Here is a 26,056-nt window from a genome sequence, read left to right on the forward strand (position 1 = left end):
CCGCTCATAACGGCGGCCGTCCGGACGACCCGCGGACCACCAGCTCCGCGCCCACCTGGCGGCGACGCGGCCGGGCCCCGGGGTCCTTCAGCGCGAGCAGGAGGGCCTGCTCGCCCATCTCCGACATCGGCAGGCGGACCGTGGTGAGCGACGGGGCGAGGTCACCGGCGACGGCGACGTCGTCGAAGCCCGTCACCGACACCTGCCCGGGCACGGACACGCCGCGGGCGCGCAGGGCGGAGAGGACGCCGATGGCCATGTCGTCGTTGAGCGCCAGCACGGCGGTGACGCCGGGGTGGGCGCTGAGCACCTCGTCGGCGGCGACCTTGCCGCCGGCTCGGGTGAAGTCGGCCTCCACGACCGGGACGTCGCCGACGTCGAGGCCCGCGGCTGCGAAGGCCTCCTCCACGCCGGAGATCCGGTCGGCGACGGTCGTGAGCTGGCGGGACCCGGCCGCCACGGCGATCCGCCGGTGGCCGAGGTCGAGCAGGTGCTGGGCGACGGACCGGGCGCCCTCGGTGTTGTCGGGCAGGACGGCGTCGACGCCGAGGTGGTGGCGGCCGATCACGGCGACGCGGCCGCCCGAGCGCCGGAACGCCTGCAGCTCGACCTTGGCCGGTGCCTGCAGGGCGGGGTCGACCATCCCCGAGCCCGCGATGATGATCGCGCCGACCCGGTTGGCGATGAGCATCCGGAGCTGGGCGAGCTCGCGCTCGGGGTCGCGACCGGTGTGGCAGATCTGCACGGTGAGGCCCTCGCGAGCGCCCACGCCGAGCACGCCGCTGGCGATCTCGGAGAAGTAGGGGTCGCCGATCTCGTGCACCAGCAGGCCCACCGAGCGGGTGGAGCCGCCGGCCAGGCTGCGCGCGTGGAGGTTGACGACGTAGCCCATCGTCCGGGCGGTCTCGCGGACCCGCTCGGCGACCGGTGCGCTGACCCCGGTGGCCCCGGACAGGCTGCGCGAGGCGGTCGCGATGGAGACCCCGGCCGCCTCCGCCACGTCCTGCAGCCGCGGACTCGTCACCGGCCCCTTCGGCATCCAGCCCTCCTCGCGTCCACTTCCGGACGTTCCCGGATGTGACCCTTGCCACATCCTGCCACTCGTGAATACAGTAGCCGAAAGCGCTTACGAAAGCGCTTACGCATTGGACACGAGGAGTGACATGAAGGTCAAGACCCCCTACCGCACGGCCGGGCTCGCCATCGCCTCCTGCCTCGCGCTGACCGCCTGCATGAGCTCGGGCGCCGACAGCGACTCCGGCGAGGACGGCACCGGTCCGATCAAGATCGGCATCTCGCTCCCGCTCACCGGCGACTTCTCCGAGCCGGGCAAGGGCGTGCAGCGTGGCTACGAGGCGTGGGCCGACTACGTCAACGAGAACGGCGGCCTGCTGGGCCGCGACGTCGAGCTCACCATCCTCGACGACCAGTCCAACGCCGACCGCGTCGCCGCCGACTACGAGAAGCTCATCAACTCCGACGGCGTCGACCTCGTCTTCGGACCGTTCTCCACCCGCCTCGTCGTCCCCGCCGCGCAGGTCGCGCAGGACTACGGCTTCCTCTTCGTCGAGCCGGCCGGCGCCGCCGAGGAGGTCTTCACGCAGGGCTTCGACAACCTCTTCTACGCCGCCCCGGCCATCGCCGACGACCACTACAACTACCTCGCCGACGCGATCGAGGCCATGCCCGAGGACCAGCGGCCCAAGACCGCGGCCTACGCCGCCATGGACGACCCGTTCGCCATGGGCACCGCCTACGGGCTCAAGACCCGCCTCGAGGAGATGGGCGTCGAGACCGTGGTCGACGAGGTCTACCCGCCCAACACCACCGACTTCGGGTCCATCGCGGCCAAGATCGCCGACAGCGACGCCGACGTCGTCGTCGGCGGCACGCAGTACCAGGACGCGGTCAACATGATCGTGGCCCTCCAGCAGCTCGGCTACCAGCCGACGATGGCCGCCTTCTCCACGGCGCCGACGAACCCCGAGTTCCCCGAGGCGATCGGCGAGGAGACCGAGGGCATCCTGTCCCCCACCGGCTACACGCCCGAGGCGGACTTCCCCACCAACAAGGAGTTCGTCGACTTCTACACCGAGCAGAACGGCACCCCGCCGGCCGAGGACGAGGCCAACGCCTGGACCACGGGCCAGGTCGTCGCCGCGGCGGTCGAGGCCGTCGGCTGCGCCGACCCCGACCCGGAGTGCCAGGCCCAGCTCATCGACTGGCTGCGAGAGAACGAGGTCGACACGGTCGTCGGCCCGCTCACGTGGGACGCCGAGGGACGGCCGCAGGGTGCCCACCTGATCCAGCAGTACGTCGACGGCGAGATCCGCATCGTCCTGCCCGAGGAGGCCAAGGAGGCCGACCTCATCGTCGAGAAGCCCGAGTGGTGACGGACCCCGTCCCCTCGACTGCCGTCCCCTCGACTGCCGTCCCCTCGACGACCGACCCCCGACACGTTTCCTACCGTTAGGCGACCTCGATGTCCCTGTTCGTGCAGAGCCTGGTGCTGGGCATCCTGCTGGGTGGGCTCTACGCCCTCCTGGCAGCCGGCCTCACCCTCTACTTCGGCGTGATGCGCGTGGTGATGATCGCCCACTCGGCGTTCCTCATCCTCGCGGCCTACCTCGCCTGGTGGTTCACCGACCAGACCGGTCTCGACCCGCTCCTGTCCCTGCTGGTGACCGTCCCCCTCTTCTTCGGGATGGGCGTCTTCATGCAGCGGGCGCTGATCAGCCGGCTGCGCCCGGCGACGCTGACGATGATGTCGGTGCTGCTCACCTTCTCGATCGCTCTGGTGATCGAGGGCACCCTCGGCTTCGTCTTCAGCGGCACCCAGCGCCGCATCCGCCTGGACTACGGCGGGGCGAACTTCGAGATCGCCGGCGCCAACGTCGCGGTCGTCAAGCTGATCGCCTTCGGCCTCGCGGTCGTCTCGCTGGCGGCGCTGTTCCTGCTGATGAAGAAGACGCAGTTCGGCCAGGCCCTGCGGGCCACCATCCAGCACCCCGAGGCCGCCCGGCTGATCGGGATCAACACCGAGCGGGTCGCCGGCTACGGCTTCGGGCTCGGCCTCGCGACCGCCGCCATCGGCGGCACCGCGCTCGCCCTGGACTCCACGTTCTACCCCTCGCTCCACTGGCACTGGATCGGTCCCCTGATGGCGATCATCGTCGTCGGCGGGCTGGGCAGCATCCCGGGAGCGGCCATCGCCGCGATGGTGCTCGGCATGGGGCAGGCGCTCCTGCAGATCCCGCTCGGGACGACGTGGGCCCAGACGTTCTTCTACATCGCGTTGTTCGCCACCTTGATGGTGCGACCGCAGGGATTCTTCGGAGGTCGTCTTGCCCAGCGCTTCTGACACCACGACGGTGTCCACCCCTGACCAGCAGCCCACTCCGCAGCCCGTGACGGACTCCCGCAGCCGCGGGTCGATGGTCCTCAAGGCCGTCGCGCTGGTCGTGCTCGCCGCCGCCGTGCTGTCCTTCCCGTCGATGGCGGCCAACCCGTTCATCCTCTCGGTGGGCGTGGTGATCATGAGCTACGCCGTGCTCGCCACCTCGTGGAACTTCGTCGGCGGCTTCACCGGCTACATCTCGCTCGGCCACGCGGCGTACTCCGGCCTCGGGGCCTACGCCACCGGGCTGCTGATCATCCACACCGACGTCAACCCGTGGATCGGCATGCTGCTCGCCGGCCTGCTCGTCGCCGCCATGGCCGTGCCCATCGGCATCGCCAGCCTCCGCGTCCGCGGTGCGTCCTTCGTGATCGTCTCGATCGCGCTGGTGCTGATCCTGCTGCTCGTCTTCCAGTCGTGGGGCTCCTTCACCGGCGGCTCCAACGGCCTGCGCGTGCCGCGTCCGTTCGGCCCCGAGGTGCTCCGTCCCGAGCAGCACGAGCGCTTCTTCTACCTCCACGCCGCCCTGCTCGCGGTGGCGCTGCTGGTGTGGTGGCTCATCGACCGCTCCCGCTTCGGCATGGGCCTCAAGGCGATCCGCGAGGACGAGGACAAGGCGCAGGCCCTCGGCGTGCCGACCTTCACCTACAAGCTCATCGCGTTCGTCGTCTCGGCGTTCTTCACCGCGCTCGGTGGCGGGATGTACGCCCTGTGGTTCGGCTTCCTCGACCCGATCTTCCAGTTCTCGATCCTGGTCGGCTCCTACATGGTGCTGATGAGCCTGCTCGGCGGCATCCGCAGCCTGTTCGGCCCGTTCCTCGGCGCGGTGATCGTGGGATACGCCGTCGAGTACTTCAAGAACCAGTACGGCGACAGCCAGTTCCACCTCGTCGCCATGGGCATCCTCCTCGGCCTGGTCGTGCTCTTCATGCCCGACGGCATCATCCCGGCGGCCACCAGCCTCGTCGACCGCTTCCGGCCGCAGCGCACCTCGATCCGCGAGGTCAGCGCCGCCGACCTCGCCGAGCAGCGGCGTACGTCGGACCCGGTGGCGGCGCGAGCCGACCAGCAGTCCCGGACCGACGACGGCACCGACGTGCCCGACGCGACCGCGGGGACCGGCACCGGAGCAGCCACCGACACCGACAGCCCCACCGTCACGGAAGGAGCCCGCCGATGACCGCCACCAGCGAGGCCACCGGCCCGGCCGCCGCCACCCCGACGACGCCCAACCTGGCGACCGTCGACCTCAAGAAGTCCTTCGGCGGCGTGCACGCGGTCGACGGCGCGAGCGTGACCTTCCACCACGGCAAGGTCAACGCGCTCATCGGGCCCAACGGCTCGGGCAAGACGACGTTCTTCAACTGCGTCACCGGGATGATCAAGCCCGACTCCGGCTCGGTGAGCTACCTCGGCTCCGACATCACCGGCAAGGCGCCGCACCGGATCGCGCGGGCCGGCATCGGGCGCAGCTTCCAGCTGTGCCGGGTCTTCCCCCGGATGACGGTGATGGAGAACATGCTCGTCGCCGTCCGGTCGACGTCGCTGCGCCGTCAGCTCGCGTCGTCCCGCGACCCCGAGGAGCTCGACCGCGCCCGCGGCCTGCTGGCCCGGGTGGGCATCGAGCACCTCGAGCACTCCCTGGCCCGTGACATCTCCTACGGCCAGCAGAAGCTGCTCGAGCTCGCCGGCGTGCTGATGGGCGACCCCGACACGATCATGCTCGACGAGCCCGCCGGCGGCGTGAACCCGGCGCTCATCGACCGGATCGCCAACCTGGTCCGCTCGCTCAACGCCGAGGGCAAGACGTTCATCGTCGTCGAGCACAACATGGAGCTGGTGATGAGCCTCTCCGACCACGTCGTGGTCTTCGACCGCGGCCGCCCGATCTGCGAGGGCACCCCGACGGTCGTGCAGAGCGACCCCCGAGTCCTGGAGGCCTACCTTGGCATCTGAACCGGCCCACCGAGCAGCACCTGCCGACGCCCCCGGCGCCCCGGAGCAGGAGTACCTCCTCGAGCTCACCGACATCGAGGCCGGCTACGGCCGCGCCGCGCTCGTCCTGCGCGGCCTCACCGTGAAGGTCCCGCCGGCCACGGTCGTGTGCCTCGTCGGACCCAACGGCGCCGGCAAGTCCACGGTCCTCAAGGTCGCGAGCGGCATGCTCACCCCGCGCTCCGGCACGATCAAGGTCGCCGGCAAGGACGTCACGAAGAACTCGCCGCAGCAGATGCTGACCGCCGGGCTCTCCCACGTCCTGCAGGGGCACAGCGTCTTCAAGGAGATGACGGTCGAGGAGAACGTCCGCCTCGGCGCCTACTCGGTCAAGGACAAGAGCGAGGTCGCCGACCGCATCGACTTCGTCAAGTCGCTCTTCCCGGTGGTCGCCGACCGCTGGAACGCCCTCGCCGGGGCGCTGTCCGGCGGCCAGCAGAAGCAGGTCGAGTTCGCCCGCTCGCTGATGGTGAGCCCGCGGGTCGTGCTGCTCGACGAGCCGTCGATGGGGCTGGACCCCAAGGCCACGGGCACCGTCTTCGAGCAGGTCGTGCGGATGCGCGACGCCGGCACCGCGGTGCTCCTCGTGGAGCAGAACGCGCGCCGGGCGCTGGAGACCGCCGACCTCGGCTGCGTGCTCGACCTGGGCCGGGTGCACATCTCCGGCCCGGCCGACGAGCTGCTGCGCGACCCGCAGCTGGCCGCGCTCTACCTGGGTGGCCGTCCTGCGGCCGCGCCCACCACCTGACCAGCACCACCGACCAGTCGACCGCACGACGTGAGGACCCGCCATGCCTGACCGCACCTCCGACCCGACCTACCGCATCCTCATGAACGGCGTCACCGGCCGCATGGGCTACCGCCAGCACCTGCTGCGCTCGATCCTCGCCATCCGCGACGACGGCGGCATCGCGCTGCCGGACGGCACCCGCCTGCAGGTCGAGCCGGTCCTGCTCGGCCGCAACGCCGACAAGCTGGCCCGGCTCGCCGACCAGCACCAGATCACCGACTGGTCGACCGACCTCGACACCGCGCTGGCCGAGGACCCGGCCCCGATCTACTTCGACTCGCAGGTCACCAGCGAGCGCAAGAAGGCCATCCTCAAGGCCGCCGCCGCCGGCAAGCACGTCTTCACCGAGAAGCCGATCGCCGAGACCGTCGCCGAGGGCCAGGAGCTCGTCGACGCCGCCGAGCGCCACGGCATCATCAACGGGGTCGTGCACGACAAGCTCTACCTGCCCGGCCTGATGAAGCTCAAGCGGTTGGTCGACTCCGGCTACTTCGGCCGGATCCTCTCGGTCCGCGGCGAGTTCGGCTACTGGGTCTTCGAGGGCGACTACCTCCCCGCCCAGCGGCCCAGCTGGAACTACCGCGCCCAGGACGGCGGCGGGATGGTCCTCGACATGTTCTGCCACTGGAACTACGTGCTGGAGAACCTCTTCGGAGCCGTCGAGGCCGTCACCGCCAAGGCGGTCACCCACATCCCCGAGCGGTGGGACGAGAACGGCGAGCGCTACGACGCCACGGCCGACGACGCGGCGTACGCCATCTTCGAGCTGGCCGGCGGCATCATCGCCCAGGTCAACTCGTCGTGGGCCGTGCGCGTCGAGCGCAAGGAGCTCGTGGAGTTCCAGGTCGACGGCACCCATGGCTCGGCGGTCGCCGGGCTGTTCAACTGCCGCATCCAGCCGCGCGAGTCGACCCCGATGCCGGTGTGGAACCCCGACCTGCCCACCACGGAGGACTTCCGCGGCCAGTGGCGCGAGATCCCCGACAACCAGGTGTTCCGCAACGGGTTCCGGGCGCAGTGGGAGCAGTTCCTGCTCGACGTGCACGCGGGTCGGCCGCACGCCTACGACTTCTCCGCCGGCGTGCGCGGGCTCGAGCTCGTCGACGCCGGCCTGACGTCGTCGGCCGAGGGCCGGCGGGTGGCGCTGCGATGAGCCCTGCGAGCGTCGACGTCCCGCTCGCCGACGGCGGGTGGCACACCGTCACCCTCAGCGAGCCGCGTCAGTGGAAGGACCACCCGGGCCCCTACGCCGAGCGCGTCGCGTTCGCGGCCGCCCACGTCGTCGCCGACCCGCGCGGCGAGAACGTCCCGGGCGCCGCCGCGGTCGTCGACTGGGACTCCACCCTGGCCTTCCGCCGCGAGCTGTTCCGCTACGGCTTCGGCGTCGCCGAGGCGATGGACACCGCACAGCGCAACATGGGGCTGGACTGGCGCGCGGTGCAGGAGCTCGTGCGCCGCAGCGCCGAGCAGGCCCGCGAGTACGACGCGCGGATCGCCTCGGGCGCCGGCACCGACCACGTCGGCGCGGTCACCACGGTCGACGAGGTGCGGGCGGCGTACGCCGAGCAGGTCGAGTTCGTCCAGTCGACCGGCTCCCAGGTCATCCTCATGGCCTCGCGCCAGCTGGCCGCCGTGGCAGCAGGTCCCGACGACTACCTGTCGGTCTACGCCGAGCTGCTCGAGCAGGTCCGCGAGCCAGTGGTCCTGCACTGGCTGGGCGAGGCGTTCGACCCGCAGCTGCGGGGCTACTGGGGCTCGGCCGACGTCGAGGCGGCCACCGCGACGTTCCTCGACCTGGTCCGCGCCCACGCGGACAAGGTCGACGGCGTCAAGGTGTCGCTGCTCTCGGCGGACCACGAGACGGGCCTGCGCGCCGCGCTACCCGCGGGCGTCCGGCTCTACACCGGCGACGACTTCAACTACCCCGAGCTCATCCGCGGCGACGGCACCCACCACTCCGACGCGCTGCTCGGCGCCTTCGCCGCGATCGCCCCCGCCGCGTCGGCGGCGCTGACGGCGCTCGACGACGGCGACCTGGCGACGTACGACGCCGAGATGGCGCCGACGCTGCCGCTCTCACGGCACGTCTTCGAGGCCCCCACCTACTACTACAAGACGGGGATCGCGTTCCTGTCGTGGCTCTGCGGGCACCAGCCCGGGTTCACCATGGTGGGCGGCCTGCAGTCGGCACGCAGCGCGGTGCACCTAGGCCGGCTGTTCACGCTGGCCGACGAGGCGCGGCTGCTGCCGGACCCGGAGCTGGCGGCGCACCGGATGCGCGTGTGGCTCGAGGGCGCGGGGCTGGCGCGATGACGACGGACGAGGCGGTCGGCCAGCGGATCGACGCGGCGCTCGACGTCCCGTCGGGCTCGCCCGCCCGCGTGGACACGCCCCGCCCGGGCGACCCGCGCCTGGCCCGGCTCTCCCTGAACCAGAAGACGGTGGACGGCTGGAGCCTGCGCGAGGCGGTCGACGGCTGCGTCGCCGCCGGGCTCCCGGCGATCGGCACCTGGCGCGAGCCGGTCGCCGAGGTCGGCGTCGAGACGGCAGGGCGCTGGATCCGCGACGCCGGCCTGCGGGTGTCGTCGGTGTGCCGGGGCGGCTTCTTCACCGGGGCCGGCGACCTGTCACGCTCCGAGCGCCACGACGACAACCGCCGCGCGCTGGACGAGGCGGCCACCCTCGGCGCGCCCTGCCTGGTGCTGGTGCCCGGTGGGCTGCCGGCCGGCGACCGCGACCTGCGTGCCGCGCGCGACCGCGCGGCGGCCGCGGTCGAGGCGCTGGTGCCGCACGCCCTCGAGGTCGGCGTCCGGCTGGCGATCGAGCCGATGCACCCGATCTTCGCCGCCGACCGCGGCGTCGTCTCGACGCTGGCACAGGCGCTCGACATCGCCGAGCCGCTGCCCGCCGAGGCCGTCGGCGTCGTGGTCGACACCTTCCACGTGTGGTGGGAGCCCGGCGTGGAGGACCAGATCGCCCGCGCGGGCGGGCGCATCGCGTCCTACCAGGTCTGCGAGTGGATCACCCCGCTGCCGCCGGACGCCCTCCTGTCACGCGGGATGATGGGCGACGGACACATCGACTTCGCGCACCTCACCTCCCTCGTCACGGCCGCCGGCTACAGCGGCGACGTCGAGGTCGAGATCTTCAACGCCGACGTGTGGGCCGCCCCCGGCCGCGACGTCGTCGAGACGCTCGCGCGTCGCTACGTCGAGCTCGTGGAGCCGCACCTGTAGGCACCGCCCGCACGTCCCCTGCACTCACTCGGAACAGGAAAGGGAGCACATGCACATGCGAAGAAGCACCACCGCCCTGCTCGCGGGCGCGCTCGCCCTCTGGCCGGCCACGGCCTCGGCCGCGCCCGACGACGACCCCGGCGGGCCGGCGTACCACCACGTCACCGCCCCGGCCACGCCCCAGCACTGGGACCCGCTGACCGACGAGCTCTGGGACTACCGGGGCAACCAGCTGGTCCTCACCCGTGCGGGCACCAACCCCAACGACGGCGCCCGGCGGCCGTTCGAGTACGCCATTGTCACCAAGGGTCCCGAGCTCGCCGACGTGAGCATCACCGCCGAGGTGCGCCTCGACGAGTCGGTCACGGTCAGCAACCGCGACGTCGTGGTGATCTGGAACTACCAAGGCCCCAAGCGCTTCTACTACGCGCACTTCTCGCAGGACAACACGATCTATCCCCACAACGGGATCTTCGTCGTGGACAACGCCGACCGCCGCCGCATCGACGACCAGTGGACCGGCTCCGTGGGCGCACCGCCCGCGGTGACCGACGCCGACTGGCACGACGTACGCGTCGACTACTCCGCGACGACCGGCGCGATCGCCGTCTTCGTCGACGGCGCCGACGAGCCGCTCATGACCGCCACCGACCGCACCTTCAGCGGTGGTCGCGTCGGCTTCGGCTCGTTCGACAACTTCGGCCGCACCCGCCACTTCCGCGCGGTCGGCACGGCAGCGAGCAGCGCCACGCCGTGACCGCCCCCTGATCCCCGTCGGTCCCCGGTCTGATCCCGGGGACCGACGAGGGCTGCCACGGTCCCGGCCAAGGAAGCCGCGGCAGCAGTTGTCTCCAACCACCTCAACAGTAGGGACACCCCATGCGAAGCACCCGCTGGCGGGTCGTCGTGTCGACGCTCGCCGTCGCCGCCGCGACCCTGGCACCACTCACCGCACCGTCCACGTCGACCGCGACCGGTGGCGGCGCACCCGCGATCCCGCCCGACCCCTCCCCCTCGACGCTCGGCCTCGTGCTCGAGGAGTACGCCCAGCTGCCGGCGTCGACCCCCAACGGCCCGTGGACCGACGTCCGCATCGGCACCCGGCACAACCGGATCAACCACATCGGCGAGCTGCCCGACGGCTCGGGCCGGCTCTACGTCCCCGACCTCAACGGCAACCTCTACTTCCTCGAGGACCGCCAGCCCTCGGTCTACCTCGACGTCAAGGCGCGGTTCCCCGAGTTCCTCGCCTGGCGCGGCCTCGGCTCCGGCTTCGGCTTCGTGGCCTTCCACCCGGAGTTCGCCGAGAACGGGAAGTTCTACACGACGCACACCGAGAACCCGACGGCTCCCGGCGCACAGACCTACCCGGGCCAGCCGCTCCGCTCCAACGGCGTGCAGAGCGTCGTCACCGAGTGGACCGCGACCGACCCGTCGGCGGACACCTTCGCCGGCACCAGCCGCGAGCTCTTCCGCTACCGGTTCGCCGGCCAGATCCACGCCATCCAGCAGATCGACTTCAACCCCACCGCCGAGCCCGGTGACGACGACTACGGCCTGCTCTACCTCGCCGTCGGCGACGGCGGCTACGGCGTGGAGACCGACATCCCGCAGCAGCTCGGCGACCCGTCCGGCAAGATCCTGCGCATCGACCCCGCCGGCACCGACGCGCCCAACGGCGCGTACGGCATCCCCGACACCAACCCCTGGGTCGGCGAGCCGGGAGCGCTCGGCGAGATCTGGGCGATCGGCATGCGCGACCCCCACCGCTTCAGCTGGGACGCGGAGGGCAAGCACGACATGTTCGTCGGCCACATCGGCCAGCGCGCCATCGAGGCCGTCTACGAGGTCGACGCCGGCGACGACTTCGGCTGGCCCGACGTCGAGTCCCGCCTCGACTACCAGAACGACACGCAGTGCCGTCTCGACCCGATGACCGCCGAGCAGGCCGCCAAGGGCTACGACTTCCCGGTCGCGTCCTACGCGCACGAGACGCCGGCCAACTGGAGCTGCAACGCCGACTCCGGCCACGCCATCTCCGGCGGGCACGTCCACCGCGGCGACCTGCACAGCCTCAAGGGCAAGTACGTCTTCGGCGACCTGGTCAAGGGCGAGGTCTACTACGCCACCGCCAGCGAGCTGCGCGACGAGTCCGACCGCGAGGCGACGGTCCACGAGCTCCAGCTCTACGACACCTCGGGCACCCGCATGCGGATGTCGGACTTCGTCGGCGACGGCCGCGTCGACCTCCGCTTCGGCACCGACTCCGACCGCAGCCTCTACCTGCTGGCCAAGGCCAACGGGAAGATCTGGAAGGTGGTCGACACCCGGCGCGCGCCGGTCGAGAAGGACGTCGAGCCCGCCCTCGCCGACGACCTCGTGGCGTCGTACGACTTCGAGCACCCCTTCGCCGCCGACGACTCCTACGAGCAGGACCAGGGCCCGAGCCGGACGCTGATCCGCCTCGTGAACGGTCGCGACCAGATGCGCGTCAACGACGGGGCCTACCCGGGCTCCAACAACGCGCTGCAGCTGCACAGCGCCGCGGAGTCGCCCACGGGCGCCCCGTGGAAGGCCGGCATCTACGAGGCCGACGCCGACGGCATGGCCTCGCTGTCCCGCTTCGCCGGCGCCGAGGGCATCACCGTCATGGGCTGGTTCAAGATGGACGGCACCAACCCCACGCCCGGCTACAACGCCATTGGCCTCGCCGGGATCCTCTCCGGCAACTCCGACGGGCACGGTGTGCGCGCGCTGCTCGAGCTGATCCAGGTCAACGGCGAGCTCAAGCTCGTCGCGCTGGGACGCCGCCTCGACACCGGCGCGTCGCAGACCTTCGCGGCCTCGGCGCCGTGGCAGCAGCTGCTGCCCGACGGTGAGTGGGTCCACCTCGCGGCGACGTTCGACTACGCCAGGGGCAGGATGGCGCTCTACCGCAACGGGCGCGCGGTCGACGGGTTCTACACCAACCCCAACGACCCGTGGGCCGTCGACGGGACGGGCACCTCGCCCACCAACCCGCGCGGCATCAAGATCGGTGGCTCGTTCCCGCAGGACGGCACCGAGCGCAACCCCTGCAACTGCCGAATGGACGGCCTGATGTTCCTCGACGACGCGGCCTCCGCGTCCGAGGTGGCCCGGCAGTACCGCCGCCTGCTCCGCTGACGCGGAGCCGGCTCGCACGACCGAGGGCCCCGACCACCTGCTGGTGGTCGGGGTCTTCGGGGTCTTCGGGGTCTTCGGGGTGTGGGGGCGGGGGGCGGGCGGGCGACGGCGGGGCGGGCGGCCGGCAGGCGGCGTACGGGCGACGGCGTACGAGCGACGGCGTACGGCTGCCCCGGAGGAGCGCGGAAGATCGAAATCACGTGGTGGCTCGGATCTTCCGCGTTGTCACGGGAGTCACCGGATATCCGGTGACTCCAGACGGTCCGGGGCTCGGCCTGGCCCGCCAAGGCCTCGCCAGCCGTCGCGGCGGTGCTTTGCACCCGAGTTCCGTACTGAGAGGTGGAGATCTCTACCTGTAGGCACGGCGGTCACCGGATATCCGGGGACTCCAGCCACCGCCACCCCGTGGGCGAGGGCCCGACCCCCACCCTCACCCGCAGGCAGGAGCGGGAGGCAGGGGCGCGGGTACGCCGATCGCCGGCATCCCGAGCCCCACAGAGGCCGGGGCGGCGGGCGGGGCGGACGTACGCCGCTCCCAGGCGTCGCCGGCGCGCGTGCGGCGTACGGACCGGACCGGGCCGTCGGCGACGAGGTGGTGGGGCGCGGCGTAGGTGACGTCGACGCTCACCATGTCACCGGGACGCACGGAGTCGGCGTCGACCTCGGAGAAGTCGGCGGCGAAGTGCACCAACCGGTTGTCGCGGGCACGGCCCGAGAGGCGGTGGGTCGCGGCGTCCTTGCGGCCCTCGCCCTCGGCGACCATCAGCTCGAGCGTCCGGCCGACGAGGCGCTTGCTCTCCGCCCACGCGATCTCGTCGACGACCTCGACGAGGCGCAGGTAGCGGTCCTTGACGACGTCCGGGGGCACCCGGTCCTCGAGGACCGCGGCGGGGGTGCCGGGGCGCTTGGAGTACTGGAAGGTGAAGGCGGCGGAGAAGCGGGCCGCGCGGACGACGTCGAGGGTGGCCTGGAAGTCCTCCTCGGTCTCGCCGGGGAACCCCACGATGATGTCGGTGGTGATCGCGGCGTCGGGGATGGCGGCGCGGACGCGCTCGATGATGCCGAGGTACTTCGAGCGGCGGTAGGACCGGCGCATGTCGCGCAGCACCTTGTCCGAGCCCGACTGCAGCGGCATGTGCAGCGACGGCATCACGTTGGGCGTCTCGGCCATCGCCTCGATGACGTCGTCGGTGAACTCAGCCGGGTGCGGGGAGGTGAAGCGCACCCGCTCCAGGCCCTCGACCGACCCGCAGGCGCGCAGCAGCTTGGAGAACGCCTGGCGGTCGCCGAACTCGACGCCGTAGGCGTTGACGTTCTGGCCGAGCAGGGTGATCTCGGTGACGCCCTCGGCGACCAGCGCCTCGACCTCGGCGAGGATCTCGCCGGGGCGGCGGTCCTTCTCCTTGCCGCGCAGCGCGGGGACGATGCAGAACGTGCAGGTGTTGTTGCACCCGACGGAGATCGACACCCAGGCGGCGTACGCCGACTCGCGCTTGGTCGGCAGCGTCGAGGGGAACACCGACAGCGACTCCAGGATCTCGACCTGGGCCTCCTCCTGCACGCGCGCGCGCTCGAGCAGGACCGGCAGCGAGCCGATGTTGTGGGTGCCGAAGACGACGTCGACCCACGGGGCCTTCGTCGTGATCGTCTCGCGGTCCTTCTGCGCCAGGCAGCCGCCGACGGCGATCTGCATGCCGGGCGTCACCGCCTTGACCGACGCCAGCTGGCCGAGGTTGCCGTAGAGCTTGTTGTCGGCGTTCTCCCGCACCGCGCACGTGTTGAAGACGACCACGTCGGCCTGCTGGTCGGTGCCCGCGCGGACGTAGCCCGCGTCCTCCAGCAGCCCGCTCAGCCGCTCGGAGTCGTGGACGTTCATCTGGCAGCCGTGCGTCTTCACCTGGTAGGTGCGCTTGGAGGCCTCGGTGGCGGTGCTCATGACGGGTCAAGGGTACGGCGGCGGGCCGGGGCCGCCCGAATCGCACGCCCGGCCTCCACGTCGCTGGAGGTCCGGGCTCAGCCTCGCGGGCCACCTCGGACAAACCTCCCCCTAGCCCGTCCGGGCCATTTCTGTGGACCGATCGAGTGGTTCACCGCCGCAGCCGATGTTCTTGCCACGCGACTGCTCCAAGATCGCCCACGTCATCCACAAATCGGTAACACTGGGGTTCCTCCGCTCGACTCGGCATCGCGGGAGCCAGCTCAGTCACGGAGGGGAAGTCATGCAGATCGGCAGCGCACTTGATCGTTCCAAGTCCGTCCGCACCCTCGGCCGGGGGTTGTCCGCGCTGATTGTTACCGTCCTATTCCTCGGCCTCGTGCCGGCCACCGCTCAGGCCACCACCCAGGCCACCACTCAGGCCACCGCCCAGGGCGCGGCCCAGGCCAAGCGGGCGGGCACCGTCCGCGGCACCCTCGCGTCCCTCCCGCCGATCGTGCAGCCCGGCGCCTCCGCCGCGGCCCCGCAGGACACCGGCAGCCTGATCGCCACCTTCGCACCGCCCCACCCCGGCGGCAGGGTCACGCTCGAGCGGAAGACCTCCCGTGGCTGGAAGGTCGAGGCCACCGCCGTCGAGGACGCCTGGGGCTCCGCGGCCTTCTCCCCCCGCCGCGGCACCTACCGCGCCCGCACCACCTCCTCGGGCCGCACGTGGACCACCGGCACGGTCACCACCGACCGGTGGACCCCCGAGTTCGAGGACACGTTCTCGGGCGCCTCGCTCGACTCCTCGGTGTGGAACGACCAGCGTCGCGAGCACGAGAGCGTCTACGCCCCGCGCACCTGCGCCCGCGTCGACGCCGCGGCCCGCCGGGTGCAGGGCGGCGTGCTCCACCTCGGTGTCGCCGATGATCCCGCCCGGGCCGGCATGCCGTGCCCGTACACGAGCAACGGCGTGGCCGGCACCAGCCGCTACCTGCTCAACAGCCAGGTCGCCACCGAGCACACCCGCTCGTTCCGCCACGGCATCGTCGCCGCCCGCATCAAGCCGCAGCGCGCGAAGGGGATGCACTCCGGCTTCTGGCTCCTCCCCAGCGGCACGACGTACGTCGACGGCGCACCCGCGCAGGGCACCGAGATCGACGTGATGGAGTTCTTCGGCGAGAACGGCCGCGGCACCGAGGCCATCGGCTCGCACGTCCACTACTACGAGGCCAACTGGGAGAAGGTCAGCCTCGGCGACTACTTCCCCAGCACGCGTCGCTCGCTCGGCAAGGGCCGCAGCTGGTGGGACGAGTTCCACGTCTTCTCGGTCGAGTGGACCGATCGCGAGTACGTCTTCCGCATCGACGGCCGCGAGTACTACCGCGAGGCCAAGGCCGTCTCCCAGGTCCCGCAGTACCTGGTCCTGTCCAACCTCACCTCCGACTACGAGCTCGACGAGCTCACCGCCGACGAGCTGGGCGACACCGCCCAGGTCGACTGGGTCCGCGTCTTCGACGCCACCTCGCATGAGGCGTCCAAGGTGTCGGTGGGCCGCACGGCTCACTGAGCCGGGTGCGGCCGGGCGCCTAGGCTCCAGCCCATGCCTCGCCTGCACGCGCTGGAGCTGCTGCCCGACGACGCCGGCCACGACGTCGTACGCCGCGACTGGCAGGCGCTGCGCGACGCCGGGCTGCCCTCGCAGCTCGACCACCGCGGTGCGACCAACAGCCCGCACGTGACGGTGGTGGCCGCGCCGGTGCTGCGGGCAGAGGACCAGCAGGAGGCGTACGACCTCCTCGGCCCGCTGCTCCCGACGGGGGCACGGGCGGCGGGGATCGCCCTGCTCGGCGGCAGGCGGGTGACGCTCGTGCGGCTGGTCGAGGTGCCGGACACCGTCGCGCGAGCCGTGCTCGAGCTGCGCGCACGGGTCGCCGACGTGCAGCACCCGGGATGGCTGCCCCACGTCACCCTGGCCCGCCGGATGGACCGCTCCGACGTGTCGCGCGCCCTCGAGGTGCTGGGCCACGACGACGTGGTGATCACCCTCACGACGCTGCGCCGGTGGGACCCGGACGCCGGAATCGTCACCACTTCGTGATGGCCCGTCCGGGCCGGGCCGCATGGCCCGAACGGTCCACCTGTGGATAGGTTGCGCCTATGACCGCGCAGGAAACGGCCCCCGTCAGCGCCGGCAGGGGCGAGCCGCTCGTCGTGCTCGACGGTGTGCAGAAGCACTTCGGACAGCTCCACGCACTCAAGGACATCGAGCTCACCGTGAAGCGGGGCGAGGTCGTCGTCGTCATCGGGCCGTCCGGCTCGGGCAAGTCGACGCTGTGCCGCACCATCAACCGGCTCGAGACCGTCGACGAGGGCACCATCACCCTCGACGGCAAGCCGCTACCGCAGGAGGGCAAGGCGCTCGCCGCCCTGCGTGCCGAGGTCGGCATGGTCTTCCAGAGCTTCAACCTGTTCGCCCACAAGACGATCCTCGAGAACGTCACCCTCGGCCCCATCAAGGTCCGGGGCATCAAGAAGGACGAGGCCGAGCGGAAGGCCCGCGAGCTGCTGGACCGGGTCGGCGTCGGGCACCAGGCCGAGAAGTACCCCGCCCAGCTCTCCGGCGGCCAGCAGCAGCGCGTCGCGATCGCCCGCGCGCTGGCGATGGACCCCAAGGTGATGCTCTTCGACGAGCCCACCTCGGCGCTCGACCCGGAGATGATCAAGGAGGTCCTCGACGTCATGGTCGACCTCGCGCAGCAGGGCATGACGATGGTCGTGGTGACCCACGAGATGGGCTTCGCCCGCACCGCGGCCGACCGCGTGGTCTTCATGGCCGACGGCGCCATCGTCGAGGAGGGCACCCCCGAGGAGTTCTTCACCAACCCGCGCTCGGACCGCGCCAAGGACTTCCTCGGCAAGATCCTCAAGCACTAGAGCCGTCCGAGACACGATTCCCGCACCACAGACAAGGGAGATGCAGATGCGATTCATCCGAACCAAGGCCGTCGTCGCGACGGCCGGACTGGCGCTCGCGCTGGCGGCCTGCGGCGACGCCGGTGATGACGGCGGCGAGGCCCCCGAGGTCGAGGTCGCCGACAACGCCGCCGACGAGTTCGACGACGGCACGGCGATGAAGGAGTTCGCCGAGTCCGGCGAGATCACCATCGGCGTCAAGTACGACCAGCCCGGCATCGGGTTCAAGGGCGCGACCGACGACATGCCGGTGGGCTTCGACCCCGAGATCGGCAAGATCCTCGCGGCCGACCTCGGCATCGCGCCGGAGGACATCACGTGGAAGGAGACGATCTCCGACAACCGCGAGCCGTTCCTCCAGGAGGGCGAGGTCGACCTCGTCATCGCCTCCTACTCGATCACCGACGAGCGTCGCCAGGTCGTCGGCCAGGCCGGCCCCTACTACGTCACGGGCCAGCAGCTCCTCGTCGCCGCGGACAGTGACATCGAGTCCCTCGAGGACGTCGCCGGCACCGAGGTCTGCTCCGTGACCGGCTCGACCTCGCTGGAGAACATCAAGGCCGAGGGCGCGAAGCCCCGCGGGTTCGACACCTACTCCGAGTGCGTCGACCAGGTGCTCAGCGGCACGGTGGACGCCATGACGACCGACGGCGCGATCCTGCTCGGCTACGCCGCCGAGAACCCCGACGAGCTCAAGGTCGTCGTAGAGCCGTTCTCCGAGGAGCGCTACGGCGTCGGCTACAGCCTCGACAAGCCGGAGATGTGCGAGTGGATCGTCGACACGCTGACCGAGGCGCAGGAGGAGGGCACCTGGGACGACGCCTTCGCGGCCACCCTGGGGCAGTCGGGCGTGGAGACGCCCGAGCCCCCGGCCATGGACGAGTGCCCGGCCGCCTGACCTCGCTCCACCACCCCACCTGATCGGGACGCCGGCGGGCCCTTCGGCCCGCCGGCTTCTCGCAGAGAGGAGTCCTCCGCCCATGGATGCGGTGTTCTCGAGCTTCGACGAGTACCTCGCGGCGTTCGGCCTGACGATCGGGCTGTTCGTCGTCTCCGGCATCGCCTCACTGGTGTGGGGGACGATCCTCGCCGTCCTCCGGGTCGGCCCCGTCTCGGTCCTCAACAAGGCGGCAGCCGTCTACGTCGCCCTGTTCCGCAACACGCCCCTGCTGATGATCTTCATCTTCGTCTTCATCGCGATGCCGGTGCTGGGCTACAACTTCAAGTTCGTCGAGGGCTTCGAGATCGCCGGCTGGAACGTCTCCGCCTTCTTCTTCCGCGCCTGCCTGGCGCTGACCCTCTACACCTCGGCCTTCGTCTGCGAGGCGATGCGGTCGGGCGTCAACGCCGTACCCCTCGGCCAGGCCGAGGCCGGCCGCGCGATCGGGTTCACCTTCGCGCAGTCGATGTCCCTCGTCATCCTGCCCCAGGCGGCGCGGGCCGTGATCCCGCCGATGACCAGCGTGCTGATCGCCCTGGCCAAGAACACCTCGGTGGCGGCGGCCTTCGGCCTCGCCGAGGCCACGGCCACGATGCGCGGCTTCACCAACGACAACGCCGACCAGCGGATCGGCATCTTCCTCGCGTTCGCGATCGGCTACATCGTCGTCGTCGAGGTCATCTCGCTGTCGTCCTACCTCGTCGAGCGCAAGGTCAAGGTGGCGCGATGAGCGCATCGGTCCTCTTCGACGCTCCGGGCCCCCGGACGATCGCCCGGCACCGCGTCTACTCCGTCGTCAGCGTCGTGGCGCTGCTCGCGCTGGTCGCCCTCGCCTTGTGGAAGCTCTACGACGCGGGCCAGCTGGAGTACGAGCTCTGGGAGCCCTTCGTCACGCCCGACTACGTCGAGTACCTGCTCGTCGACGGCCTCCTCGAGACGCTCAAGATGGCGTTCTTCTCGATCATCTTCGCCGTCGTCTTCGGCCTGGTGTTCGGCGTGGCCAAGCTGTCCGACCGCGCCTGGGTGCGGTGGCCGGCCTGGCTCGTCGTGGAGTTCTTCCGTGCCGTGCCCGTCCTGCTGCTGATGGTGTTCGCGTTCTTCCTGCTCGCCATCGGCAACGGACCGCTGTCGTCGTTCTGGTGCGTCGTCATCGCCCTGACCCTCTACAACGGCTCCGTGCTGGCGGAGGTGTTCCGCGCCGGCGTCAACGCCGTGCCGCGCGGCCAGGCCGAGGCGGCGTACGCCATCGGCATGCGGAAGTCGCAGGTGATGAACGCCGTGCTCCTCCCGCAGGCGGTCAAGATCATGCTGCCGGCGATCATCAGCCAGATGGTGGTGGCGCTGAAGGACACCAGCCTCGGCTACTACATCCTCGCGCCGGGCCTCACGGCGGTGGCCAAGCCGATCTACCTCGAGTTCAACAACCAGGTGCCGGCCGCCATTGTGATCACGTCGCTCTACGTCGTCGTCAACCTGATCCTCACCTGGATCGCCACGCTCGTGCAGAAGCGGCTGGTGGGTGAGAAGAGCCCGCTCGAGCTGAGCCGGGTCGGCAACCTGCAGGGCGGCGACAACACGGCCTAGGAGGTCCGCGGCGCGTCGCTACGCTCCGCGCTTCTCGGTCACCCACAGCCGGATGGTGCCCTCGATGACGACCGTGCCGTCGGCGCGCACGCCGCGCACGCGGACGGGGAGGTCGTACCCGTCGCAGACCTCGGCGGTCCACTGCTCTGGGTCCGTCTCGGCGATGCAGGTGACGTCGGAGTCGGCCTTGGCGGTGTAGGACACCTCCATCCCCTTCGGGATCCACCGGCGCTCGCGCGGGATGCTCGCCTCGGCCATGGCGCCCATGGCGGCCTCGAGGCCGTTGCACAGGGCGATCGCGTGGAGGGTGCCGATGTGGTTGTGCACGCGGCGCCGCTTGCGGATCACCAGCTCGGCGCGGTGCGGCTCGAGCACGGTGAACCGCGGCCGGATCGAGGCGAAGTAGGGGGCCTTCTGGCTGAAGGCGAGCGAGAAGAGCCGGTCGCCCAGGGGCAGCGCGGAGGTCTTCTTCCAGAGGTCGAGGACGGCAGGCATGGCGTCACATTACCAGTCGGTAACTTCGGCGATCAGGACGTCGCCGCCAGCACCTCGACCCGGTTGCCGTGGGCGTCGGAGGTGTGCAGGCGCACGTGCCCCGGGAAGGAGTCGCGCTGGCTCTCGTCCACCCCGAACCCGAGGCCGCGCAGCCGGTCGGCCACCTCGTCGAGGTCCGCGACCACGAACGCCGGGTGCGCCTTGCGCGCCGGGGTGAAGGGCTCCTCGACACCCACGTGCAGCTCGGCGGTGACGGCGCCGGCGTCGTCGTACGCCCTGAACCAGCAGCCGCCGCGCGCCGCCAGGTCGGCCGGCTTGTCCACCTCCGTCATCCCGAGGCCCTCGGCCCAGAAGCGGCGGGCGTCGTCCTCGCCCCCGGCCGGGCAGGCGACCTGCACGTGGTGCAGGCGCATCAGACCCCGACCGCCGTGGTCGTCGCGGGCTTGCGCGCCACCACGAAGATGCGCCGGAACGGCAGGACGACGCGTCCGGACGCGTCGGCGGGGTAGGCCTCGCGCAGCAGCGCACGGAACTCCTCCTCGAAGAGCGGGCGCAGGTCGTCGGGCAGCGCCTGGAGGGTCGGCCGCGCGCCGGTGCCGGACACCCACGTGAACACCGGGTCGGGCCCGGTCAGGACGTGGAGGTACGTCGTCTCCCACGCGTCGACCTCGCAGCCGAGGTCGAGGAGCAGGCGGGCGTAGTCGTGCGAGCTGTGGCTGGTCGGCACGCGGGCGCCGCGGACGTGCTCGGCGTACGGCGCCTGGCCGGCGAGGTCGGTGCGGATCGTGTGGCTCGGCTCGTCGAAGTTGCCGGGGACCTGGAAGGCGAACCAGCCGCCGGGCGCGACCCGGTCGACCAGCCCGGGCAGCAGCTCGAAGTGCTCGGGCACCCACTGCAGCGTCGCGTTGGAGACGAGGACGTCGACGGGCGCCCGCAGCGCCGCGGGGTCCGGCCGCGCCCAGTCGCGCAGGTCGCCGACCTCCCAGGTGACGCCCTCGACCTCGCGCGCCGCGGCGATCATCTCGGGACTGCTGTCGATGCCGACGACCGACGCACCCGACCACCGGTCGGCCAGCAGGGCGGTGAGGTTGCCGGGCCCGCAGCCGAGGTCGACCACCACGTGCGGCGTCTCGGCGGGGACCCGCGCGAGCAGGTCGACGAACGGCCGGCCGCGCTCGTCGGCGTAGGCCAGGTAGCGGTCGGGGTCCCAGCTGTCGCTCATGTCGGCTCCTTCGCTGCAGGGGGTGTGCCAGTGCTCCGGGGGGTAGTCCAGTGGGCTTCGGCTGCGGATCGGTCCCCCGAGCCACCAATTCTCACTGGACTACCCCCACGAGTGTCTTGACGTCGAGATACACCTCACCCTCCGGGACATCTCTCTCGATGTCAAGATTCTCGACCGATCTGGCAGGATGGCGCCATGCGCGACGAGGTGGACGACCTGGTCGAGGCCTGGGGCCGCGAACGCGGGGACCTCGACCTCGCGCCCGTCGAGGTGTTCTCGCGCATCAGCCGCCTGGCCCGCCACCTCGACCTCGCTCGGCGCGACGCCTTCACGGCCCACGGCATCGAGTCGTGGGAGTTCGACGTGCTGGCCGCCCTCCGTCGGGCCGGGGAGCCCTACGAGCTCTCCCCCGGCCGGCTCCTGCGCGAGACGCTCGTGACCAGCGGCACCATGACCAACCGCGTCGACCGGCTCACCGGGCGTGGGCTCGTCGAGCGGCTGCCCGACCCGCACGACCGGCGCGGCGTGCTGGTCCGGCTCACCGCGGAGGGCAAGGCCGCGGTCGACGGCGCCTTCGAGGCACTGCTGGCCGCCGAGGCCGACCTGCTCGCCGACCTGCCCGACAAGGAGCGCACCAGGCTGGCCGCCCTCCTGCGCTCGCTGCTCGCGCCGTTCAGCTGACCCGCGCGCCATCCGGTTCCGGTCGTCAGCGCCCGCCGGGCCGCACCAGCCCGTGGTCGAACGCCCACACCACGGCCGCGGCCCGGTCGCGGAGGTCGAGCTTGGCGAAGACGTGGCCGATGTGGGTCTTCACGGTGCCCTCCCCCAGCACGAGCCGCTCGGCGATCTCGGTGTTGCTCAGGCCCGCGCCGACCAGCGCGAGCACCTCGCGCTCGCGCGGGGTCAGCACGTCCGCCTCGGGAGCGGGCGCGGCCGCGGGAGCGCCGTCGCGGTAGGCCCGCAGCACGCGGGCGGTCACGGCCGGGTCGAGCCAGGCGCCTCCCCCGGCGACCTCCCGCACGGCGCGCTGCAGGTCCTCGGCGGGCACCCCCTTGAGCAGGAAGCCCGCCGCACCGGCCCGGAGCGCCCCGGCCAGCACCTCCTCGTCCTCGAACGTCGTCAGGACCAGCACCGGCGGCGCACCCGGCTCCTCCCGCAGCCGCCGGGTGGCGGTGACGCCGTCCACGCCGGGCATCCGCACGTCCATCAGCACGACGTCGGGGCGGGTCGTGGCGACGGCCTCGACGACGCCGGCGCCGTCGGTCAGCTCGCCGACGATCTCGAAGCCGAACCGCGACCGCAGGATGCCGCGCAGCCCCGTCCGGATCAGCTCCTGGTCGTCCACGAGCAGCACGCGCACGACGTCGCTCATCCGGGCAGCACCGCCTCGACGCGCCAGCCGGTGCCGGCAGGCCCGGCCGCGAGCCGGCCGCCCACCGCCTCGGCGCGCTCGCGCATGCTCGCCAGCCCCACCCCGTCCGGCGTACGCCGCCCCGGCGGGCCGTCGCTGTCGACCGTCAGCCGCGTGGCGTCGCCCTCGACGCGGAGCTCGACCTCGGTCCGGGCGCCGGGCGCGTGGCGCACCGCGTTGGTGAGTGCCTCCTGCGCGATGCGGTAGGTCGCCAGCGAGGCGGTCGCGTGCAGGGCACCCGGGTCGCCGACCACCCGCAGCGACACCGGCGCGCCGGCTCGGCGGTAGGACTCGACGAGCTCCGAGAGGTCACCGGCACCGGGCAGCGGCGCGGCGTCGGCGGGTCCCGAGCGCATGAGGCCGACGGACGCGCGTACCTCCTCGAGGCTCCGGCGGGCCAGCCGCTCGGCCTCCTCCAGGGACGCCCGGGCCTCCGCCGGCTCCTCGTCCATGGCGAGCCGGGCGCTGCTGACGTGCAGCAGCGAGACGGTCAGGGCGTGCCCGATGACGTCGTGCATCTCGGCCGCGATCCGGTTGCGCTCCTCGGCACGGGTACGGTCCGCCAGCCCGGCCTGTGCCTCGCGCAGCTGGTCGAGCAGCACCCGCTGCCGACGCGCGAAGATGCAGGCGACGGCGGTGAAGGCCGTGCCTGCGATCCACGCCCCCCACCCCGACTCGTCGCTGTAGACGAGCCACTGGCCGACGAAGCCGAGCATCAGCACACCGCCGAAGGTCAGCGCGATCGCGGCCGGGGCGGCGAACGCGCACCAGCCCACCAGGACGCAGATGGTGAACCAGCCGAGGTTGGCGGGATGGTCGTGGCACACGACGGCCACGCCGGCGGCCGCCACCGAGAGGCCCAGGGCGAGCGTCCAGCCGCTCGCCGCGCGGACGGCCAGCGCGACCGTGACCAGGATGGCCACGGTCGCTCCGGCGAGCGCGACGGCGGGACGCTGCGAGCTCAGGATGGCGCCGATGACGACGAGCACCGTGACGACCAGCGGCGCCGCTCGCCGCGCCGCCTCGTCCATCACGGGCGGGCCCCGACGTGCGTCATGGCGTCGACCCTACGGTCACAGCGCCGTACGTCGCGCGGCGAGCGCCGTGGTGACCAGGGCGAGCCCCACCACGACGGCGAGCGTGCCGGTCGCGTTGCCGAGGCCGAGCCACGGCTGGCGGATCGCCTCGTTGGCCAGGGCCAGCGGCAGCCAGTCCGACAGCGAGCGCAGCGCCGGGCTCATCACCGCCGGCGGCGGACCGCCCACGCCGAGCAGGAAGGAGGGGAAGAACAGCAGCAGGCCGATCGCCTGCGCGGCGCGGGCCGAGGGCAGCAGGGTCCCGAGCAGCACGCCGAGGCTGACGAAGGCCACCGACCCGGCCAGCACCCCGAGCGCCGCCCGCACCGGCTGCTCGACGTCCGGCACGCCGTACACGGGTGCCGCGACGGCCAGCAGCAGCGCGCCGGCGACGGCGATCGCGACGAGCCCGACGACGAGCTGGGCCAGCGCGAAGGACCACCGGGGGAAGCCAGAGGCGGCCAGGCGGCGCAGCACGCCGCGCTCGCGGTAGGAGGCGATGTGGACCGGCAGCATGATGAGCCCGGTCGCGCCGATGACGACGGTGAGGTACGACGCGACGTACCAGTGCGACGGGTTGACCGGGAAGGCGTCGTCGGGCTCGGTGCCGAACGAGCCGCCGATGATCAGCATCGTCACCACCGGGAAGACGAGCACGAAGGTGAGGGTCATCGGGTCGCGCAGCAGGAGCCGGAGCTCCGCGGTCACCAGGCGCCGGGTCGCCGAGCGGTGCCGGCGGGCCGGTGCGGCAGCGGCGGCGGGCGGGGCGTCGTGGGCAAGGGTGGGCGTGGACATCAGGCGGCTCCGGTGAGGTCGTGGGGTGCATCGAGGCGGGCATCGACGGGGGGATCGACGGGGGCATCGAGGAGGGCGAGCAGGGCGGTCTCGAGGTCGGGGACCTCGACCCGCAGGTCGTCGGGGACCCGGCCCCGGCCGAGCAGCCACGCCCCGGTGTGGGCGATCACGGCCCGGTCGCCGTGCACGGTGACCTGGTCGCCGTGGCGCGCAACGGCCGTGACGCCGGGGAGCGCCCGCAGCGTCGCCATCGCGTCGGCGGCCGTGCCGGCGGGCAGCGCGAACCGCACCGTGGCCCAGCTCGCGTGCCGCGCCACCAGCTCGGCGGGCGTGCCGGCGTCGAGGACCTGGCCCGCACGCATGGCGACGACGCGCTCGCACAGCTCCTCGGCCTCGTCGAGCTCGTGGGTCACCAGCAGCACCGTGGTGCCCGCGTCGCGCAGCTGCGACACGGCGCTCCAGACCTCCCGGCGGGCGGCCGGGTCGAGACCCTGGGTCAGCTCGTCGAGGATGAGGAGCCGCGGCTGGTTGAGCAGGGCCAGCACGAGGAAGAGTCGCTGTCGCTCGCCGCCGCTCATGGTGCCGAAGGCGTAGCGGCGGCGGTGGCCGAGGCCGAACCGCTCGAGGAGGGCGTCGCCGTCGCGTGCGCGACGGCCGGAGAACAGCTCGACGGCCTCGGCGACGCGCAGGCGGTCGGGAAGCCCGGAGCTCTGCAGCTGGCTGCCGATCAGCGGGCGCAGCGTGCCGGCGTCCCGGACCGGGTCGAGCCCGAGCACCCGGATGGTGCCGCCGTCGGGGCGGCGCAGGCCCTGGATGCACTCGACGGCCGTGGTCTTGCCGGCGCCGTTGGCGCCGATCAGCCCGACCACCTCGCCGGGGCGGACGTCGAGGTCGAGGTGGTCGACGACGACCCGGCCGTCGTAGGACTTGGTGAGGCCGCGCACGGCGACCACGGGATCGGTGGAGGTCATGCCCCCATGCTTCGCGTCCCGCCGCCCGGACGCATCGGCCCACGGACAGATCTGCGTCTCTGCCCGGGGGTGGAGACGGACCGGC

General features: G+C 72.0%; 26 protein-coding genes. 17 read left to right on the forward strand and 9 right to left on the reverse strand.

Going from position 1 to position 26,056, the window contains the following annotated elements; all coding sequences use genetic code 11:
* Nucleotides 1–4: 4 nt before the first annotated feature.
* On the reverse strand, nucleotides 5–1,039 hold the full coding sequence (locus tag SHK17_RS17610) for a LacI family DNA-binding transcriptional regulator (protein ID WP_322920174.1): 1,035 nt from the start codon (nucleotides 1,037–1,039) through the stop codon (nucleotides 5–7).
* 124 nt (nucleotides 1,040–1,163) lie between these two features.
* Between SHK17_RS17610 and SHK17_RS17615 the strand changes: the two genes are divergently transcribed.
* The 10 genes from SHK17_RS17615 to SHK17_RS17660 all read left to right on the forward strand — a co-directional run bounded on the left by SHK17_RS17615 (nucleotide 1,164) and on the right by SHK17_RS17660 (nucleotide 12,583).
* A complete protein-coding gene (locus SHK17_RS17615; protein WP_322920175.1) occupies nucleotides 1,164–2,393 on the forward strand; it encodes an amino acid ABC transporter substrate-binding protein in 1,230 nt (409 codons plus the stop codon).
* A gap of 89 nt (nucleotides 2,394–2,482) precedes the next feature.
* Nucleotides 2,483–3,361 (forward strand): branched-chain amino acid ABC transporter permease, encoded by an 879-nt coding sequence (locus SHK17_RS17620; RefSeq protein ID WP_172266595.1) that lies wholly within the window; start codon nucleotides 2,483–2,485, stop codon nucleotides 3,359–3,361.
* Nucleotides 3,362–3,371: 10 nt separating this feature from the next.
* Complete coding sequence (locus tag SHK17_RS17625) at nucleotides 3,372–4,577, forward strand: branched-chain amino acid ABC transporter permease (protein WP_322920176.1); 1,206 nt, start codon at nucleotides 3,372–3,374, stop codon at nucleotides 4,575–4,577.
* A complete protein-coding gene (locus tag SHK17_RS17630) occupies nucleotides 4,574–5,353 on the forward strand; it encodes an ABC transporter ATP-binding protein (protein ID WP_172266598.1) in 780 nt (259 codons plus the stop codon). The genes SHK17_RS17625 and SHK17_RS17630 overlap by 4 nt, the downstream gene beginning before the upstream one ends.
* Nucleotides 5,343–6,140, forward strand: a complete 798-nt coding sequence (locus tag SHK17_RS17635; RefSeq protein ID WP_172266601.1) for an ABC transporter ATP-binding protein — start codon at nucleotides 5,343–5,345, stop codon at nucleotides 6,138–6,140. Before SHK17_RS17630 ends, SHK17_RS17635 begins: the two co-directional genes overlap by 11 nt.
* 43 nt (nucleotides 6,141–6,183) lie before the next feature.
* The gene (locus SHK17_RS17640) at nucleotides 6,184–7,335 is read left to right on the forward strand and encodes a Gfo/Idh/MocA family protein (protein ID WP_322920177.1); all 1,152 of its coding nucleotides are present in this window, start codon (nucleotides 6,184–6,186) and stop codon (nucleotides 7,333–7,335) included.
* Nucleotides 7,332–8,495 (forward strand): dihydrodipicolinate synthase family protein, encoded by a 1,164-nt coding sequence (locus tag SHK17_RS17645; protein WP_322920178.1) that lies wholly within the window; start codon nucleotides 7,332–7,334, stop codon nucleotides 8,493–8,495. The genes SHK17_RS17640 and SHK17_RS17645 overlap by 4 nt, the downstream gene beginning before the upstream one ends.
* Complete coding sequence (locus tag SHK17_RS17650) at nucleotides 8,492–9,418, forward strand: sugar phosphate isomerase/epimerase family protein (protein ID WP_322920179.1); 927 nt, start codon at nucleotides 8,492–8,494, stop codon at nucleotides 9,416–9,418. The genes SHK17_RS17645 and SHK17_RS17650 overlap by 4 nt, the downstream gene beginning before the upstream one ends.
* Before the next feature lie 55 nt (nucleotides 9,419–9,473).
* Complete coding sequence (locus SHK17_RS17655; RefSeq protein ID WP_322423156.1) at nucleotides 9,474–10,175, forward strand: hypothetical protein; 702 nt, start codon at nucleotides 9,474–9,476, stop codon at nucleotides 10,173–10,175.
* A 122-nt stretch (nucleotides 10,176–10,297) separates the two neighbouring features.
* The gene (locus SHK17_RS17660; protein ID WP_322920180.1) at nucleotides 10,298–12,583 is read left to right on the forward strand and encodes a PQQ-dependent sugar dehydrogenase; all 2,286 of its coding nucleotides are present in this window, start codon (nucleotides 10,298–10,300) and stop codon (nucleotides 12,581–12,583) included.
* A 430-nt stretch (nucleotides 12,584–13,013) separates the two neighbouring features.
* Here SHK17_RS17660 and miaB read toward each other — a convergent pair whose 3' ends face one another.
* A complete protein-coding gene (gene miaB, locus SHK17_RS17665; RefSeq protein ID WP_322920181.1) occupies nucleotides 13,014–14,519 on the reverse strand; it encodes a tRNA (N6-isopentenyl adenosine(37)-C2)-methylthiotransferase MiaB in 1,506 nt (501 codons plus the stop codon).
* A 283-nt stretch (nucleotides 14,520–14,802) separates the two neighbouring features.
* Here miaB and SHK17_RS17670 point away from each other — a divergent pair, with 283 nt between their 5' ends.
* From SHK17_RS17670 to SHK17_RS17695, 6 genes are all read left to right on the forward strand, one after another.
* The gene (locus tag SHK17_RS17670) at nucleotides 14,803–16,071 is read left to right on the forward strand and encodes a glycoside hydrolase family 16 protein (protein ID WP_322920182.1); all 1,269 of its coding nucleotides are present in this window, start codon (nucleotides 14,803–14,805) and stop codon (nucleotides 16,069–16,071) included.
* Nucleotides 16,072–16,104: 33 nt separating this feature from the next.
* Nucleotides 16,105–16,602 (forward strand): 2'-5' RNA ligase family protein, encoded by a 498-nt coding sequence (locus SHK17_RS17675; protein ID WP_322920183.1) that lies wholly within the window; start codon nucleotides 16,105–16,107, stop codon nucleotides 16,600–16,602.
* A 59-nt stretch (nucleotides 16,603–16,661) separates the two neighbouring features.
* Nucleotides 16,662–17,438 carry an amino acid ABC transporter ATP-binding protein gene (locus tag SHK17_RS17680; RefSeq protein WP_172266629.1) on the forward strand — a complete coding sequence of 259 codons (777 nt, stop codon included), beginning with the start codon at nucleotides 16,662–16,664 and terminating at the stop codon, nucleotides 17,436–17,438.
* A 46-nt stretch (nucleotides 17,439–17,484) separates the two neighbouring features.
* The gene (locus SHK17_RS17685; RefSeq protein WP_172266632.1) at nucleotides 17,485–18,375 is read left to right on the forward strand and encodes a glutamate ABC transporter substrate-binding protein; all 891 of its coding nucleotides are present in this window, start codon (nucleotides 17,485–17,487) and stop codon (nucleotides 18,373–18,375) included.
* A gap of 82 nt (nucleotides 18,376–18,457) precedes the next feature.
* Nucleotides 18,458–19,147 (forward strand): amino acid ABC transporter permease, encoded by a 690-nt coding sequence (locus tag SHK17_RS17690; RefSeq protein ID WP_172266635.1) that lies wholly within the window; start codon nucleotides 18,458–18,460, stop codon nucleotides 19,145–19,147.
* Nucleotides 19,144–20,001: an amino acid ABC transporter permease gene (locus SHK17_RS17695; protein WP_322920184.1), complete on the forward strand. Its 858-nt coding sequence runs from the start codon at nucleotides 19,144–19,146 to the stop codon at nucleotides 19,999–20,001. Before SHK17_RS17690 ends, SHK17_RS17695 begins: the two co-directional genes overlap by 4 nt.
* 18 nt (nucleotides 20,002–20,019) lie before the next feature.
* Here SHK17_RS17695 and SHK17_RS17700 read toward each other — a convergent pair whose 3' ends face one another.
* From SHK17_RS17700 to SHK17_RS17710, 3 genes are read right to left on the reverse strand one after another with little or no spacing between them, the layout of a single operon-like run.
* Nucleotides 20,020–20,496, reverse strand: a complete 477-nt coding sequence (locus tag SHK17_RS17700; RefSeq protein ID WP_322920185.1) for a hotdog fold domain-containing protein — start codon at nucleotides 20,494–20,496, stop codon at nucleotides 20,020–20,022.
* 32 nt (nucleotides 20,497–20,528) lie between these two features.
* Nucleotides 20,529–20,909 carry a VOC family protein gene (locus SHK17_RS17705; protein WP_322920186.1) on the reverse strand — a complete coding sequence of 127 codons (381 nt, stop codon included), beginning with the start codon at nucleotides 20,907–20,909 and terminating at the stop codon, nucleotides 20,529–20,531.
* Nucleotides 20,909–21,718 carry a trans-aconitate 2-methyltransferase gene (locus SHK17_RS17710; RefSeq protein ID WP_322920187.1) on the reverse strand — a complete coding sequence of 270 codons (810 nt, stop codon included), beginning with the start codon at nucleotides 21,716–21,718 and terminating at the stop codon, nucleotides 20,909–20,911. Before SHK17_RS17710 ends, SHK17_RS17705 begins: the two co-directional genes overlap by 1 nt.
* 195 nt (nucleotides 21,719–21,913) lie before the next feature.
* Here SHK17_RS17710 and SHK17_RS17715 point away from each other — a divergent pair, with 195 nt between their 5' ends.
* On the forward strand, nucleotides 21,914–22,399 hold the full coding sequence (locus SHK17_RS17715) for a MarR family winged helix-turn-helix transcriptional regulator (protein ID WP_172266651.1): 486 nt from the start codon (nucleotides 21,914–21,916) through the stop codon (nucleotides 22,397–22,399).
* Nucleotides 22,400–22,424: 25 nt separating this feature from the next.
* On the opposite strand, the gene SHK17_RS17720 is transcribed toward SHK17_RS17715, so the two are convergent.
* Genes SHK17_RS17720 through SHK17_RS17735 form a run of 4 tightly spaced genes read right to left on the reverse strand, consistent with a single transcriptional unit; the run spans nucleotide 22,425 to nucleotide 25,971 of the window.
* Nucleotides 22,425–23,090 (reverse strand): response regulator transcription factor, encoded by a 666-nt coding sequence (locus SHK17_RS17720; RefSeq protein ID WP_322920188.1) that lies wholly within the window; start codon nucleotides 23,088–23,090, stop codon nucleotides 22,425–22,427.
* On the reverse strand, nucleotides 23,087–24,160 hold the full coding sequence (locus SHK17_RS17725; RefSeq protein ID WP_322922050.1) for a sensor histidine kinase: 1,074 nt from the start codon (nucleotides 24,158–24,160) through the stop codon (nucleotides 23,087–23,089). Before SHK17_RS17725 ends, SHK17_RS17720 begins: the two co-directional genes overlap by 4 nt.
* A gap of 42 nt (nucleotides 24,161–24,202) precedes the next feature.
* Nucleotides 24,203–25,000 carry an ABC transporter permease gene (locus SHK17_RS17730; protein WP_322920189.1) on the reverse strand — a complete coding sequence of 266 codons (798 nt, stop codon included), beginning with the start codon at nucleotides 24,998–25,000 and terminating at the stop codon, nucleotides 24,203–24,205.
* Entirely contained in the window at nucleotides 25,000–25,971 is a 972-nt protein-coding gene (locus SHK17_RS17735) for an ABC transporter ATP-binding protein (protein WP_322920190.1), read from the reverse strand. Before SHK17_RS17735 ends, SHK17_RS17730 begins: the two co-directional genes overlap by 1 nt.
* Between the last annotated feature and the right edge of the window lie 85 nt (nucleotides 25,972–26,056).

This window comes from Nocardioides renjunii (genome assembly GCF_034661175.1).
Classification (GTDB): Bacteria; Actinomycetota; Actinomycetes; order Propionibacteriales; family Nocardioidaceae; genus Nocardioides; species Nocardioides renjunii.

Coding starts and splice junctions, on each gene's coding strand:
- SHK17_RS17610 (WP_322920174.1), bottom strand. CDS start 1,039: ATGCCGAAGGGGCCGGTGACGAGTCCGCGGCTGCAGGACGTGGCGGAG.
- SHK17_RS17615 (WP_322920175.1), top strand. CDS start 1,164: ATGAAGGTCAAGACCCCCTACCGCACGGCCGGGCTCGCCATCGCCTCC.
- SHK17_RS17620 (WP_172266595.1), top strand. CDS start 2,483: ATGTCCCTGTTCGTGCAGAGCCTGGTGCTGGGCATCCTGCTGGGTGGG.
- SHK17_RS17630 (WP_172266598.1), top strand. CDS start 4,574: ATGACCGCCACCAGCGAGGCCACCGGCCCGGCCGCCGCCACCCCGACG.
- SHK17_RS17640 (WP_322920177.1), top strand. CDS start 6,184: ATGCCTGACCGCACCTCCGACCCGACCTACCGCATCCTCATGAACGGC.
- SHK17_RS17645 (WP_322920178.1), top strand. CDS start 7,332: ATGAGCCCTGCGAGCGTCGACGTCCCGCTCGCCGACGGCGGGTGGCAC.
- SHK17_RS17650 (WP_322920179.1), top strand. CDS start 8,492: ATGACGACGGACGAGGCGGTCGGCCAGCGGATCGACGCGGCGCTCGAC.
- SHK17_RS17655 (WP_322423156.1), top strand. CDS start 9,474: ATGCGAAGAAGCACCACCGCCCTGCTCGCGGGCGCGCTCGCCCTCTGG.
- SHK17_RS17660 (WP_322920180.1), top strand. CDS start 10,298: ATGCGAAGCACCCGCTGGCGGGTCGTCGTGTCGACGCTCGCCGTCGCC.
- miaB (WP_322920181.1), bottom strand. CDS start 14,519: ATGAGCACCGCCACCGAGGCCTCCAAGCGCACCTACCAGGTGAAGACG.
- SHK17_RS17670 (WP_322920182.1), top strand. CDS start 14,803: ATGCAGATCGGCAGCGCACTTGATCGTTCCAAGTCCGTCCGCACCCTC.
- SHK17_RS17675 (WP_322920183.1), top strand. CDS start 16,105: ATGCCTCGCCTGCACGCGCTGGAGCTGCTGCCCGACGACGCCGGCCAC.
- SHK17_RS17680 (WP_172266629.1), top strand. CDS start 16,662: ATGACCGCGCAGGAAACGGCCCCCGTCAGCGCCGGCAGGGGCGAGCCG.
- SHK17_RS17685 (WP_172266632.1), top strand. CDS start 17,485: ATGCGATTCATCCGAACCAAGGCCGTCGTCGCGACGGCCGGACTGGCG.
- SHK17_RS17690 (WP_172266635.1), top strand. CDS start 18,458: ATGGATGCGGTGTTCTCGAGCTTCGACGAGTACCTCGCGGCGTTCGGC.
- SHK17_RS17695 (WP_322920184.1), top strand. CDS start 19,144: ATGAGCGCATCGGTCCTCTTCGACGCTCCGGGCCCCCGGACGATCGCC.
- SHK17_RS17700 (WP_322920185.1), bottom strand. CDS start 20,496: ATGCCTGCCGTCCTCGACCTCTGGAAGAAGACCTCCGCGCTGCCCCTG.
- SHK17_RS17705 (WP_322920186.1), bottom strand. CDS start 20,909: ATGCGCCTGCACCACGTGCAGGTCGCCTGCCCGGCCGGGGGCGAGGAC.
- SHK17_RS17710 (WP_322920187.1), bottom strand. CDS start 21,718: ATGAGCGACAGCTGGGACCCCGACCGCTACCTGGCCTACGCCGACGAG.
- SHK17_RS17715 (WP_172266651.1), top strand. CDS start 21,914: ATGCGCGACGAGGTGGACGACCTGGTCGAGGCCTGGGGCCGCGAACGC.
- SHK17_RS17720 (WP_322920188.1), bottom strand. CDS start 23,090: ATGAGCGACGTCGTGCGCGTGCTGCTCGTGGACGACCAGGAGCTGATC.
- SHK17_RS17725 (WP_322922050.1), bottom strand. CDS start 24,160: ATGGACGAGGCGGCGCGGCGAGCGGCGCCGCTGGTCGTCACGGTGCTC.
- SHK17_RS17730 (WP_322920189.1), bottom strand. CDS start 25,000: ATGTCCACGCCCACCCTTGCCCACGACGCCCCGCCCGCCGCCGCTGCC.
- SHK17_RS17735 (WP_322920190.1), bottom strand. CDS start 25,971: ATGACCTCCACCGATCCCGTGGTCGCCGTGCGCGGCCTCACCAAGTCC.